Genomic DNA, 13,648 nt, shown 5'->3' on the forward strand with positions numbered 1-13,648 from the left:
CTCCTGTTCCATGAGTCTCGAGGCGTGTGCGTGCGCGTTAACGTCTACCGGCCGCGCAGCATGGCAATCAGTGAGCGCGGCACGAGCACAACCATCACGACGTGGACGACCAGAAAGGCCGCCAGCAGCGCCATCGCGAGAAAATGTACGACGCGCGCCGAGTCATAGCCGCCCATCAGCGTACGCAACAGCGGAAACTGCACTGACTTCCAGATCGCCAAGCCCGAGAGCACCAGCACAACGAGATCGACGATCACCGCCAGATAGGCAAGCTTTTGCACGGCGTTGTACTTTGACAGGTCGGTATGCGAAAGCTTGCCCGTCAGGGCACTGCGCAGATCGCGCAGGACTGCGCCCGGTGAAAGCGGGAACAAGCGCGAGAACAAACGGCCGCTTGCGACACTGAGTACGATGTAGACAGCGCCGTTTGCCATCAGCAGCCACATCGCCGTGAAATGCCACTGCAGTGCACCGGCGAGCCAGCCGCCGAGCGTAATCGACATCGGGAACATGAAGCTCGGGAAGATCGGTGAGGCGTCGTAGATTTGCCAGCCCGAGAGCATCATTACGATTGCAGCAAGCGCATTGAGCCAGTGCGTGACGCGGACCCAGCCTGGATGGGGCAGAGTGCCTCGGCGTGCCGAAGCGGGTTCGTGCGCTTCGCGCCCACGTGGTGCGACCATGGTAGACCTCCTCACCAGTGTTCGCCGATCGAGTCGCAAGAGGGCATGCCTTCTCCCCCGCCGCTAGCCGCACCGTGCGTACGTCACCAGAGGCGCTGTCTTGCACGAACGCGGCCACGCCGAACCGGTTCGCCGCGGATACCGCGGCGGGATCGAGCGTGAGGTCGTGGCGAATCCGCACCACCCCCGCGACTAACGGCACGGGGCCGATCCACTCGCGCACGACACGATCGTGGCGCAACGTCTCGCCGCGATTCTCGCCTGCGCTGACTTGCGAAACCAACTGGTTTTCGTAAAGCGCTACGTAGGCGTTCAAGATGCCGGGTCCCGGCGCGCGGGCGTCGAATTGTGCGCTGACGCTCAGGGTATTCCGACGCGCATTGCACCGACTCCGTAACCGCCAGCACACCGGATAGCCATCTGGTCCAGGTCAGCATGATTGACTCCGAGGCGAGGAAAGTCAACAACGCCAGTTGCGATCTACGCAGCGGACAGAACCGACGTCATCACTACCATACGCACAGGTGCGACAATCGGATGCAGGCACATTGCCACGCCGGGCTCCCCGTGCCCGACAGCGGTTTCTGGTAGGTGGGACAGCACTTTGCCGACTTCGCGCCGGGGGCGCCGAGCTTGCCAAAGCTGCTAAATGAGTGTGCCGAATAGCGCAGTCAGCGGCCAAACCACGCTCATGATCCTCCATCTTCTGCAGCTGCCGTCGTCTGGGCCGCTGACGAAGCCGGTATAACGCGACAGCGACCGGTCGAAACCAGGTCGCAACATCGAGTCTACAACTGGCGTAACGCAATGGTGAGGTGCCTGCCCGCCGGTCACGCCCTGGCGAGCGTCAACGCGTCGCGCGAGCGATCGGCGAGCGCCGCATGTAGCCCATCCCAAAGCCGCATTCTTTCTTCAATCGCGGCAAGTCCAGCTTCGAACGCCTGCCGGAGCTTCGCTTCGTCCGCGTCAACGAGGTCCTGTAGCGCGGACTCAGCGACCGGCCCATGCTGCCCCGAATCCAGGTCGATATGGCGGCTCAGGTAATAAGCGAGTTTGGGCACTGTCGACGAATCAATTTTCCAATTCGACAGCAATGAACTGAACATTGATGGAATGACGTTCTCGCGCCCGTAAAAGAAATTCCCCAGCACACAATGCGCGTCGGCTTGAGTGCACACGTCGATTGTCGCTTTGACGAACTGCTGAATGGGTGCAGGCGCTTCGACCATCACCAGTGCATCCGCTGTCGGCACGCCGGTCCGGATCAACTGAACGAAGCAATCTATACGCTCGGTAGACGCACCAATCTCACTCATTGCATCGCTATACAGTTCAAAGTGACTCGCTACCCCCCACGGCGTCTCGTCACACTCCTCGCCAATTACGATTTCGTTGATGAACCGGCGATGCGGGCACTGTCCGGCGCAGTCCAAGGCACGCTCAGCGTCGTGAACTCGCGTTGCAGCCGTTTCAGCAACGACATAAAGTCCCATACCGCAAAAACGTGCCACTCCATGAATATGCGCAGATCTTCGATCGCACGAACCGCCGTAAAGACGGGATGCGTCGCGAGTGTTCTTCCCTTCGTCTCTATACGGGCTTGTAACTGATTGCGCGTGTCCATGACTAAAGCCTCCCGCGTCCGGTCCAACTAACGGTTGAGCACGTCAAGGCGAACCGACTCCGCGACCAGCTTGACTTCATCGATGAGTTCGTTCCGAATGCCGAGCTCGCTCAAGGTCATCGACAGATTTTCGATGACGGCATCAAAATGGCTATCGTTCAATCCCAGATCGGCGAGCCGACCGTGCGCGAAGCGCAGGCCACGTGAGTCGTATCCGGATGAGCCGCCGAACGCAAAGGCGAGAAACGCTTTCTGATGTTGCCGAAGTCTCGGCATATCAACGCCGTGAAAGAAGTGATTGATGCGCTTGTCGGCCAGAACACGCACGTAGAACTTATCTACCGCGATATCGAGGGCCGCGTCGCCACCCAGCTTGTCGAATAGACTGGTCATGCTGTTATCCTTTCCTGGGTCGATTACTCGAGCGTTGCCGCTGGCGAATTCGTTTGCGTAAAGCTCAATGCTCAGAGCAAACTTTCTCGAGCAAGCATGTCGCAACAAACACATGCTGCAGTATATGAAACGCCGAGCCGGCGTCTGCTCGGCAGTCGTAGTAGTGCTGGAGCATCGGCAAAGAAATATACGAAGCGTGCGAAACCGCCTGAGCGGGAGCGTGGCGCGATGTCAATTCGAACTGAGTTTGCCATCGGCCGAAACCTGATGGATATAGCTCCTGCGTGCCGCGAGAGCAGCTCCCAAATCACTGAATCGAATCGTGGATCGCATCCCACACCAGCTGCACCGGCGCCTAGATGCACCCCAAGGTGGTTAACCGGAAATCCGCTATCTTGTCTTCCTCCTGGTCCCGGCCCTCACATGCGAGCCGTTTGCGCTTGCATGGGGAACCTCACATGTGGCGGAAAGCTGTTGGCGCCATGCCTGTCGCACGCCGGAAAAGTCGGCTGAACGAGGCGACGTCTTCGTAGCCGACAGCGAAGCAGACTTGCGCGACAGTCATCGCCGTACTCTGCAGGAGGTGTCGCGCAGCTTCCAGCCGTCGAGCCTGCAGCCATTGCCCCGGGCTTGTGTTCAATTCTCTCGCAAAGCGGCGCGCCAATGTCCGCGACGTCAGTCCAAACGCGTCGGCAAGGCGTTTTGGCGTCAAAACCGGCAATTCTTCGACTGCGATTTGCTCCAGGCGCGCCGCAAACGCTGGCTTGGTCGTCGCGGCGTTCAGTTCGAACGCGTACGGGCTTTGAAATTCTCGCGCAGGCGGTAAAACCAGAACCTTGCCGATGATTTTCTCCTGATCGCCAAACCCCAATTGACCTAAAAGGGATCTGCCCAGTTCAAGCCCTGAAAACGCGCCTCCACACGTGAAAATCCGTCCGGATTGCACGAGCATCCGATTGACTTGCCACCGTACTGCCGGGAATCGCTTGGCTACCTCAGTTCCAAGCCACCAGGAAATCGTGGCCTCGCATCCGTCGATCATGCCGCTCCGGGCGAGAAAGTAGCTGGCACTGCAATGAGCCGCGATCAACGCTCCTTCCGTTTGAGCGCGTGCGATGATTTCCGCAGCGGCCTCTGCGTCCTTCTCCAGGCATGCGATCAGTGTCGCCACATCGAGCCCCGGGCCGGCCAAGAGCACCAGCGCATCCATTGGACGCGATGGAGCGGGTACCGTCGGGAACCGGACGCCGGATGCGCTTACGGCGCGCGCTCTGGTGGACACGAACTCATAGGTAAGCGCCGGGCCGCCAGAAAGATCGTTGACCAGGTCGAACATCTCGACGAGGGCTGCCGCGACGGCCGCATAGAATCGAGGTGGAAGCCAGAAGACAACATGTCTTGGCGCTTGGCTGCTGCACCGATTGTTTGCGGCATCGACCAACAGATCGTCGTTTGTCTTGTTTCGCATATTGATTGTCAATGTTGACAATTTTCAGCGAAAAGTCAACCCAGTACCATGGCTCTCATGATTTGTTCGATCAGTTCGAGGAGCATGACGTGAAAGCTGTGATGTTCGACAAGGTTGGCCCTCCGGCCGAGGTACTCTACCTGGGCGAAACGCCCGTGCCGACCATGGGCGAGAATGACGTACTAGTGCGTCTGATTGCGTCATCCATCAATCCGGGCGACCTTCTCTTTATCCAAAACCTGTATCCGGAACCGAAGCGGCCCAGATTGCCGCAGCAGATCGCTGGCAACCACGGCGCCGGATTGGTCGAAAGAGTAGGATCGAAAGTCAACATTGCACGGGGCACATTCGTGGCCTTTAGCCACTACAACACTTGGGCTGAATATGCCGTTGTGCCTTCGCAGTGGCTGATCCCCATTCCCGACAACTATCGTCCGGAAAAGGCTGGTCAATTGATGAACCCGATAACGGCGTGGGATCTGCTCGACGCAGCCCAGGTCCTGCCCGGCCAATGGCTGGCACTAACCGCGGGCTATTCGTCGATCTCAACCATGACTCTGCAATTCGCGCGGCAGCGTGGTGTCAATGTGATTCCGATCGTACGCCGGACGCGCAATGAAATTGATTTGCGCCTTCTGGGTGCTGCCGAATTGATCGACCTTTCCGATTTGGGCCAACCCCTTGGAGAGAGAATCAAGATCCTGACCAATGGTCATGGACTCGATGCGGTCATCGACAACGTGGGCGGCCCGGTGACAGGAGAACTCGTTCGCAGCCTTGCTTTCGGTGGGCGTGTCGTGATCAATGGTGGCATGAGTCCCGAGCGCTTCGAGCTCCACAATTTCGATCTCTTGATGAGTGGTGCCGAGATGCGCGCCAGCATTTACCGCTATTTCTTCAACCCACCAAAACCCGCGGATTGGGAGATGCTGTCATCGGTCATCGCTGCTTTCGGATCGGACGATTTCTATATCCCGCGTGGTGCCACTCATCGGCTGGACGATTTCGAACTGGCAATCCGCACCGCGACTGAGCATTCGGAACAAGGAAAGCAGCTTTTCGTGATGGGTTGAAGCGAGCTCGATCTCGAATAGCGCGGGTCACCTCTCGAATAACTGAATCGCAACATAGGCCTGCATCACGATCTCGATTGAGGGCGCCCGTTTGGCGCCAAACCGATGCGCTTGCATTTTGGCGAGATTGTTCGTCGTAGCATGCGCTGCTTCGTGCGGAATCGGAGCGTTGCGGAAACTTGTATCAGAGTTGCCGCTTTCCAGAAACATAGTGACGTCCGATGGTATCGTGGTCAATCGATGGAGCCGGGCGCAACCAGCGCCAATCCGATACTTCGGCTGACAGGAGTCGTACCGAACCGGAGTCTATGACACCGGTCAGTCCTTCGCCGGTACCGCACGTCAGCGGCCCGTTGATTCGCGCGTCGGAGATGCCGCGGCCGGCGTCATCGCGAGCAAATGAGCCGAAAAATAACTCGGAACTCCGCCCTTCGCTTCAGGCGCGCTTTACCTCAGTGCCCACCGCTCGCCAGGCATCTGGTCCCGGGAATGCGGCGGACGAGGGTGTGCTCGAGCAATACGGTCAAGTGCTTGCCGGCAAATTGTCAAACTCCACCATTGCGAATTATCAAAACTGCTTGAGGCGCTTGAGCATGTGGTTAGCGAAACACCGCCCGGCAGCAGGAGGGCTCGCGGGCATCCGGCAGGCTGATGAGAAAGATGCACGCACGCTGATGTTGGAATATCGCGTGTCGCCTGACTTGTCGACGAAGGATCGGAACTACCTCAAACCAGCGGTCGATGCGCTACGTGCCGAGACGGGCCGCGCGGCTGGTCCAGGTCTCGAACAAGGCGAGACCAATGAGGCCGTTCTTAAACGCTTTCGCGACGCTGCACAAACCAGAATGACGGCCGGTACAGCGCAGAACTATGAAAGCCAATTGCGAGGCTTCGGCTACTGGTTAAATGACCGTCCGGAGGCAGGCGGGCTGGCGGCCGTCGAAGCAGCCGATGCGGACGTTGTTGCGATGTTACTTTTTCAATATCGCATGTTGCCCAACTTAACGACGAGCGCGCGAAGAAATATCAAAGCTGCGGTCGATGCGCTACGGTCTCGACTGAGTGAGCCCGATGAGATGGTTCTAAAACGCTTTTGCGACGCGGCAGGCCCCGGAACGACAAGCAGCGCGGTAAGCGATCGCCAAAGTCAGTTGCGCGCCTTTTGCCTTTGGCTACAGAAGCGCGATCCGGGAATGGGAGAGGGACAGCTGCTCTACATTCAAGGGGCCGATGAGCGGGAGGTAGGTACCCTGGTTGCCGAGTATTGCAACGAGATCGGGCGAGCGTCGCCTCATGGGAGCCACATCGCAGGTGCTGTCGACGCGTTACGGAGTATAGGCATCGTGCTCGACCGGTACGACAAAGCCGCACGTGACGGCGGAGAACCTGACAACCCTCTTAGAGCCAGCCAAACCCGCTTGAGCGCTTTTAGCTTTTGGCTAGCACAACACCACCTACAGGTAAGAGGGCTGACGGGTATCGTATGGGCCGATCAAGCGCAAGTGGACGCATTGCTTCACGCGTATGGCGAAGAGACGATCCTGCGAAAGGAGCTTGAACCAAAGGTGGGGAGGAATTTTAAGCGGAACATCGAGAGCGCGGTTGATGCGCTTCGCGCGTATTGCCGCGACGTGAGCGAGGCAGATCGGGATGTGCTCGATCATTATGGTCAAGCGGCACGCCGTGCCGGGGTGCATGACGCCGCCCGGCGACGCAACTTGATTTACCTACGCGGTTTCAGCCTGTGGCTGAAAGATCACCATCGGCAGAACGTGGGATTGGCGGACATTCAACGGGCAGACCAAGCGCGGGTTGAAACGCTGATCAGCGCGTATTGCGCGTCGGCTGATTCAATATCGCCTCGCAAGCAGCGAACCCACGATGCGATCCATGCGCTGCGCTTGGCCGATGAAAGGCACTAACAGTCAGGACGCAAGAAGCTGACTGCATTCGTGTAGATCCACTTCCACTCTTGGCACGCCGCCTCAAACACGGCTGAAGGACGCCCCCGCGATAACTAGGCGCCCCCTTTCCGAGTCATGGTTTGCTGGCCTCGATGTCGCGGAGGAAGGGGATTCCTTGCGCCTTTGGATGCCGCTCGTTGAACCCGATTCGGAATACGGAGCGCGTCCGAGCCAAGGCGGCGAACGCATCGGAAAGCGCTTTCTGGACCTTCGAACATGATCGCTGCCCGCGCCAGCCGTTTTCGTTGCGCTTGACGCTCACTCCCACACCGCCACTCCACCATGCCGTGAGCAGGTTCCGGCATGATGCCGACTGAAGCTGTAGGTCCCATCGGCACACTTCGCCGACGCGCCTGCCGGCACCCTGCCGCTGACCGTCTTCGCCGGCGAATGCACGCCTTGCCCATATTTATTGACATAGTGCCCGTGTGAGGTCAATTCGGCCTCGTCAGGCTGAGCCGACACATCCGGAGACGAATTGCGCGCCGGACAGGGCGACGCGGCAAACACGACCGTGACTACCGCTGCAAATACTATGCTCCTTACACTGGATCGAATCGCTTGCCGCATAGATGCCCCCGTGGCGTACGTCGTATTCTGGTTATCGGCATAGGCTCGCGAACGCTTTAACGGCTCTTTGCTGAGGCGGCAACCGGGACCGCTCGAGTACTGAGAAAAGCCCGGCCTTATGCTTTGCGTGGACCCCGGCTATCGCGACAGGACTAACTCATCTCTTCGCGCCATTGCGCTTGTGCCACCGCGTGCTGGCACCATGCTCGCGCAATAGCTTATGCAGCCGCCAGGCCCCGGCTAGCCGCACAAGCAACACTTCCTCAATGCGATTCCGCCTGCGCCGCAACCCAATCCATCGCTGCAAACAACAGCCCGGATACAACAAAGGTCAGATGCAAGATGACAAGCCAGCGAATACGCATTTCGTCAAATGCGCTGCCGGGCTCGCTTAACGTCATAAAGGCGCGCAGCAATGAAATGGCCGAGATAGCCACGATCGAACCAATGAGCTTCATCTTCAGCCCGGAGAAATCGAGCGTTCCCATCCAGCTCGGCCGATCTTCACTGGCGCCCGTGTCGATTTTCGACACGAAATTCTCATAGCCCGAAAACATCACGATGACGACGAGATTACCCGCAAGCGAGAGATCGATTAGCGTCAAGACGCTAAGAATGATCTCCTCAGGGCTCGCTTGCAGCAGATTGGGAAGAATATGAACGAGGTCGCCGATGAACGCGACCAGCAGCATGGCCAGCGATACGACAAGGCCGATATAAAAAGGCGCTAACAACCAGCGCGAATTGAATAACACACCTTCCAGAAGTTTTTCCAATGCTTTGCGTTGGTGCATAGAGCGGCTCTTACTCTTGTGTTCGTTGATGCGTTTATCGTCGAAGGCGCTTTCGCGCAACGCGCATTGTAACGGCCGCAAGGGCGCGGCGACGCAGGCGCACGGCAACATCGCGCGCCGCATCCGCGACAGGCAATAGGAACAAACAGCGCGAAGCGATACCCAATACTCAATGCCGCCGATGCATGCGGTCGAGCCAATGGCGCAAGTCGTTAAGCGGGTGATCGGTATGGTAACGGGTGGCAACGGCCAGCGCCGCACAGACGAAAATCGTCAGCAGCAACATGAGGCCGATCGAGGACTCCGGCATGATGAACCTCCTCCATCGTCGCGATAATCGTATTGTAGGGCGCGCAGCAGCCGAAGGTAAGTACGGGGCCGTACCGACAAACAACACCCTCAACTCGAACCTACCCCTTTCCGTAATACAAATTCTGCGGATGCCGTGCCTCGGCGAAGAAAAACCACCGCTCGGCAATCAGCCCCGCGTACTGCACCGTGAAAGCCGCCGCAAAAACGCGAACCGCCGCCAAGCCGCCCAAATCGGCTCCGAGCCCCATCAACGCGAGCGGCAGCGCAAAAGCCCCTCCCAGGAAGCCCCACTTGACGCAACGCAGCATCTTCGCGGATCGCCCATGAAAAAACTCGCGCGTATTGAAAGACTGCGCGGTAAAGCCGCGCGAGGTCTGGCGAAGGTTCGGCGAAGTAATGCCAGTGGCACTCGCCAAAGACGACTTCGGCGCGAGCCGCGCATTGCGCCGTAGCATCGCGAGACGCCCAAGCGCGGCAACCGCCGTCAACACAGAAGCAACCACCGCCAGCGCGCCAGCCATCGGCGGTGCCAACCACGCGGCACACACCGTCGCAAGCGTCGCGCCCGATGCGCAGCCGAGGGCAACGAAGTTGACGAGCGTAAGCGGACTGGCCCATTCCCGCAAAAAGCGCAAACACGCATAGATCATCGCCGTGCAGACAAAAAGCGCGGCGCTCACGCACACGCCCAACACGCCAATCACAAACGCATAGGACGAGCCGAGCCAGTGCGCGAACCCATACCCGCCAGTGCAGCCGAGAAAAACAGGCAGGCACAGGCACTCGCGCGAGAGCCACGAAGTGCGCCACATTGCGACCGCGCGCCACGCGCGCTCCGGGTGGCCAAGATGGAAGAACGAAGCCGCCAATCCGGCGACACCCAGCACGAGTGCGGCACACGCGCCGACCACGTAGAACCCCGAGCCCGCCGATGCAGCCGTGCTCCACCCAAGCCGCCCGCCAAGCTCGACCCCAACGAGCGCGATCAAGAGACCCTGTGCGGCCCCACAAGCTGTCGTCAGCAACACCACTGAGAACGCTGGTCTCATCGCATTACCTCGGGTTCGTCGGCACCGTCGGCACCGTCGGCACCGTCGGCACCGTTGGCTTGGGCAGGTGTCGCAGCATTGCAACTGCAGCCGTTCTCGCCGCACGCCGCCGTCTTCACGCGAGGCAAATAATGATTCGACGGACGCGTTTCCCACTCGGGCATCAGCGCATACCCGCCGCGCGCCGCGATGGCCTGCGAAACATCGGAGAGCGGATCATGGATGTCGCCGAAAAGGCGCGCCGAAGTCGGACATGCCAGCACGCAAGCCGGCTTTCGGTCGCGCTCGGGCAGCGTCTCGTTATCGATACGGTCGGCGCAAAGCGTGCACTTGGTCATTTCGCGGCGCGCCTCGTCGATCTCGCGCGCGCCATACGGGCAGGCCCACGCGCAATACTTGCAGCCAATGCAGCGGTCGTAGTCGATCAGTACGATGCCGTCCTCCTTGCGCTTGTAGCTCGCGCCCGTCGGACAAACGGGCACGCAAGGCGGATCCTCGCAATGCAGGCACGACTTCGGGAAGTGAATCGTCTCCGTTTCCGGAAACTCGCCTGCTTCATAGGTCTGCACGCGATTGAAGAACGTGCCGGATGGGTCGGCATCGTAAGGACGAAAATCCGCCAAACTTCCCGCCTCGCCCGACGTGTTCCACTCCTTGCAACTCGTCACGCACGCCTGGCAGCCGACACAGACGTTCAGATCGATTACGAGGGCCATTTGGGTCATCTTTTTCGCTCCGCTCCGTGACAGCAATCATCTACCGTTATCCAACGTTGTCGCCCTTCGCCCGGCGCCGCATTCGCCCTAAATGCGCGGCGAATTGCCCCCGCCCCGCGAAGTACGTCTGCACGAGGCGACGCATCACACCGATCGAGGCGGGCAGCGCCGGCATGGGCGTAAATTGCGGCAACGTGCAATTCGCGCCCACCTCAGCTGGAAAGACCCGCACGCGAACATCGAACCATGCGGCTTGCCCTGTCACGGGGTCCGAGTTCGACATCCGCTCGCCAGGCTCATGCCCCTCGGCCGGCAATTCATCGGTAATCAGATGGTTAAGCAAGAAGCCGCGCTGCGCTTCGTTTGCGTCGCGGCCCAAATGCCACGCGCCCGCGGCCTTTCCGATCGCATTCCACGTCCACACCGTGCCAGGCTCCACGGCTTCGCTGTAACGCGCGACGCAACGCACCTTGCCCCACGTCGATTCGACGTAGATCCAACTGTCGTCATCAATGCCTGCCGCACGCGCCATCCGTGGGTTCATATACAAGTAATTCTCGCCATGAATCTGCCGCAGCCACGCGTTTTGCGAATCCCAAGCGTGATACATCGCCATCGGCCGCTGCGTGATGGCCGCGAGCGGATAGCGCGACGCATCAGTCACCGATTGCTCGAGCGGCGCATACCAGAACGGCAGCGGATCGAAATAGCGTTCGACGCGTGCACGCAGATGTGCCGGCGGCTGGCGCCCTTTACGCTTGCCCTGCGCGGCCAGACGAAAAGTCTGCATGACTTCCGAATAAAGCTGAATGACGATCGGCTCGCCATATTTGCGAAAGCCTTTTTCCACGGCCCATTGCAAATACGGGCCGTTGCAGTTGCGCATGTACTGCATGGATTCGGGCAGCGGGTAATGAAAAAAACAGTTATTCGCCGCGTACTTTTCCCATTGATCGGGATTGGGCTCGCCAACCAGCGCCTTATCGCCGTCCTCGCCGCGCCAACCCATCAAAAAACCCACGCCCGAGCCCGGCGCGGTTTCATGGTTGACGATGAAATCGGCGTAATCGCGGTATTTGCGAGCGCCGTCGGCAGTCGTGAACGCCGGCAGCCCGAGCCGGCCCGCCAGTTCGATCAGCACTTCCTGGAAGGGTCGGCATTCGCCTGTCGGCGGCAGCACCGGCACGCGCACCGAATCGGTCGGGCCATCGAATTCGGAGATCGGCCGATCGAGCATCGACATCGCATCGCGCCGTTCAAGGTACGTGGTATCGGGCAGAATCAGATCGGCAAAGGCCGTCATCTCCGATTGAAAGGCATCGCTTACGACGATAAATGGAATTTTGTAGCCGCCGTCCTCGTTTTTATCAACGAGCATCTCACGGGTTTGCACCGTATTCATCGACGAATTCCACGCGAGATTCGCCATGAAGATGAAGAGTGTATCGATCGGATAAGGATCGCCGCGCCAGGCATTCGTGATCACGCTATGCATCAGGCCATGCACGGCCAGCGGATAAGACCACGAAAACGCATGGTCGATGCGCACGGGCCGCCCTTCGTCATCAATAAAAAGATCGTCGGGCGACGCGGGCCAACCGAGTGGCCCCGTTGGCAACGGCGTATTGGCACGCACCATATCGGGATGGTTCGGCGGCTTGGCCGAGAGCGGCGTCGCGCGCGGATAAGGCGATTTGTGCCGAAACCCGCCCGGACAATCGATTGTCCCGAGCAGCGACATCAGCACCGCCAGTGCACGAATCGACTGAAAGCCGTTCGAGTGCGCGGCGAGCCCACGCATCGCATGAAACGCGACGGGGCTGCCCGTTACGGTTTCATGTTCGACGCCCCATGCATCAGTCCAGGGAATCGGCAACGTAATGCGCTCGTTGCGCGCCATATCGGCCATCTCGCGAGCAAGACGGCGGATCGTGTCAGCCGCGATGCCGGTGATCGCGGCAGCCCATTGCGGCGTGCAGCTTGCGGCGCGCTCGCGCAGCAACTCGAACGACGGCGCGACGGGCGTGCCGTCGTCGAGCACGTATTGGCCGCCAAGCGCAGGCGTGACGCCGGGCGTGTGATGGCGCACCGCTCGCCCACTCGCGCTATCCCACCACAAGTGATTTTGCGGAAAAAGCGGATTGCCTGCCTCGCCGTGCGGATCGCGCGCGAAAAGCCCAAACGTATCGCTCGACGCATCGACATCGACGAGTTCGCCCGCATTCGTATAACGCGAAACAAACGCATGATCGTAAGCATCGTTTTCGATCAGCTCATGCACGATTGCCATCAACAGCGCGCCATCAGTGCCAGGCCGGATCGGCACCCACTCGTCGGCGATCGCCGCGTAGCCGGTACGCACCGGGTTGATCGCGATGAAGCGTCCGCCCGCGCGCTTGAACTTCGCAATGGCGATCTTGAGCGGATTCGAATGATGGTCCTCCGCCGTGCCAATCATCACGAACAGCTTCGCGCGTTCGAGATCCGGTCCGCCGAACTCCCAGAACGAGCCGCCCATCGTGTAGATCATGCCGGCGGCCATGTTGACCGAGCAAAAGCCGCCGTGCGCAGCATAGTTAGGCGTACCAAATTGTTTTGCGAACAGGCCCGTCAACGCTTGCATCTGGTCGCGGCCGGTGAAGAGCGCCAAACGCTTTGGGTCCGTCGCGCGAATATGCGAAAGCCGCGCGGCGAGCAGCGCGAATGCCGCCTCCCACGTCACGGGTTCGAACTGGCCGCTGCCTCGCTCGGCACCCGCTTTGCGCATCAGCGGCTGTGTGAGCCGTGCGGGAGAGTACTGCTTCATGATGCCTGCCGCACCCTTCGCACAGATGACGCCCTGATTGAGCGGATGCTCAGGGTTGCCGTCGATATAGCGAATTTCGCCGTCGCGCAAATGGACGCGAATGCCGCAACGGCAAGCGCACATATAGCAAGTCGTCGTCTTGACCTCGAGTGCTTCTTGCTGCGTGCGGGCACGATGTTCCATCGGCACTCCTTTT

The 13,648-nt window shown here is 59.7% G+C and carries 12 protein-coding genes and 2 pseudogenes; 2 read left to right on the top strand and 12 right to left on the bottom strand.

Translation table 11 applies throughout. The features are described from left to right. Positions 1–44 precede the first annotated feature (44 nt). The 5 genes and pseudogenes from ACSQ20_RS14965 to ACSQ20_RS14985 all read right to left on the bottom strand — a co-directional run bounded on the left by ACSQ20_RS14965 (position 45) and on the right by ACSQ20_RS14985 (position 4,168). Entirely contained in the window at positions 45–683 is a 639-nt protein-coding gene (locus ACSQ20_RS14965) for a cytochrome b/b6 domain-containing protein (protein WP_436021226.1), read from the bottom strand. Positions 684–795: 112 nt separating this feature from the next. After that, positions 796–1,092: pseudogene (locus tag ACSQ20_RS14970) on the bottom strand (DUF1223 domain-containing protein); the annotation flags it as partial. Positions 1,093–1,513: 421 nt separating this feature from the next. Beyond that, positions 1,514–2,307, bottom strand: a pseudogene (locus tag ACSQ20_RS14975) (DUF3050 domain-containing protein). A 27-nt stretch (positions 2,308–2,334) separates the two neighbouring features. Then, positions 2,335–2,700 carry a group I truncated hemoglobin gene (locus ACSQ20_RS14980; protein WP_436021228.1) on the bottom strand — a complete coding sequence of 122 codons (366 nt, stop codon included), beginning with the start codon at positions 2,698–2,700 and terminating at the stop codon, positions 2,335–2,337. Positions 2,701–3,154: 454 nt separating this feature from the next. Beyond that, positions 3,155–4,168 (bottom strand): GlxA family transcriptional regulator, encoded by a 1,014-nt coding sequence (locus tag ACSQ20_RS14985; RefSeq protein ID WP_436021230.1) that lies wholly within the window; start codon positions 4,166–4,168, stop codon positions 3,155–3,157. A gap of 11 nt (positions 4,169–4,179) precedes the next feature. Between ACSQ20_RS14985 and ACSQ20_RS14990 the strand changes: the two genes are divergently transcribed. Further along, positions 4,180–5,241 carry a quinone oxidoreductase family protein gene (locus tag ACSQ20_RS14990; protein ID WP_436021232.1) on the top strand — a complete coding sequence of 354 codons (1,062 nt, stop codon included), beginning with the start codon at positions 4,180–4,182 and terminating at the stop codon, positions 5,239–5,241. Positions 5,242–5,268: 27 nt separating this feature from the next. On the opposite strand, the gene ACSQ20_RS14995 is transcribed toward ACSQ20_RS14990, so the two are convergent. Next, entirely contained in the window at positions 5,269–5,451 is a 183-nt protein-coding gene (locus ACSQ20_RS14995) for a hypothetical protein (RefSeq protein WP_436021234.1), read from the bottom strand. Between the two features lie 98 nt (positions 5,452–5,549). Here ACSQ20_RS14995 and ACSQ20_RS15000 point away from each other — a divergent pair, with 98 nt between their 5' ends. Next, positions 5,550–7,163, top strand: a complete 1,614-nt coding sequence (locus tag ACSQ20_RS15000) for a hypothetical protein (protein ID WP_436021236.1) — start codon at positions 5,550–5,552, stop codon at positions 7,161–7,163. A 300-nt stretch (positions 7,164–7,463) separates the two neighbouring features. Here ACSQ20_RS15000 and ACSQ20_RS15005 read toward each other — a convergent pair whose 3' ends face one another. From ACSQ20_RS15005 to ACSQ20_RS15030, 6 genes are all read right to left on the bottom strand, one after another. Further along, entirely contained in the window at positions 7,464–7,775 is a 312-nt protein-coding gene (locus tag ACSQ20_RS15005; RefSeq protein WP_436021238.1) for a DUF3761 domain-containing protein, read from the bottom strand. Positions 7,776–8,038: 263 nt separating this feature from the next. Continuing rightward, positions 8,039–8,680 carry a TIGR00645 family protein gene (locus ACSQ20_RS15010; protein ID WP_436021240.1) on the bottom strand — a complete coding sequence of 214 codons (642 nt, stop codon included), beginning with the start codon at positions 8,678–8,680 and terminating at the stop codon, positions 8,039–8,041. Between the two features lie 58 nt (positions 8,681–8,738). Further along, positions 8,739–8,879, bottom strand: a complete 141-nt coding sequence (locus tag ACSQ20_RS15015) for a hypothetical protein (protein WP_436021242.1) — start codon at positions 8,877–8,879, stop codon at positions 8,739–8,741. Between the two features lie 100 nt (positions 8,880–8,979). After that, entirely contained in the window at positions 8,980–9,930 is a 951-nt protein-coding gene (locus tag ACSQ20_RS15020) for a dimethyl sulfoxide reductase anchor subunit family protein (RefSeq protein WP_436021244.1), read from the bottom strand. Then, a complete protein-coding gene (locus tag ACSQ20_RS15025; RefSeq protein WP_436021246.1) occupies positions 9,927–10,655 on the bottom strand; it encodes a 4Fe-4S dicluster domain-containing protein in 729 nt (242 codons plus the stop codon). Before ACSQ20_RS15025 ends, ACSQ20_RS15020 begins: the two co-directional genes overlap by 4 nt. A 37-nt stretch (positions 10,656–10,692) precedes the next feature. Continuing rightward, positions 10,693–13,635 (bottom strand): molybdopterin-dependent oxidoreductase, encoded by a 2,943-nt coding sequence (locus ACSQ20_RS15030; RefSeq protein ID WP_436021248.1) that lies wholly within the window; start codon positions 13,633–13,635, stop codon positions 10,693–10,695. Between the last annotated feature and the right edge of the window lie 13 nt (positions 13,636–13,648).

The sequence above is a fragment of the Trinickia sp. LjRoot230 genome (genome assembly GCF_964253315.1).
Lineage (GTDB): Bacteria > Pseudomonadota > Gammaproteobacteria > Burkholderiales > Burkholderiaceae > Trinickia.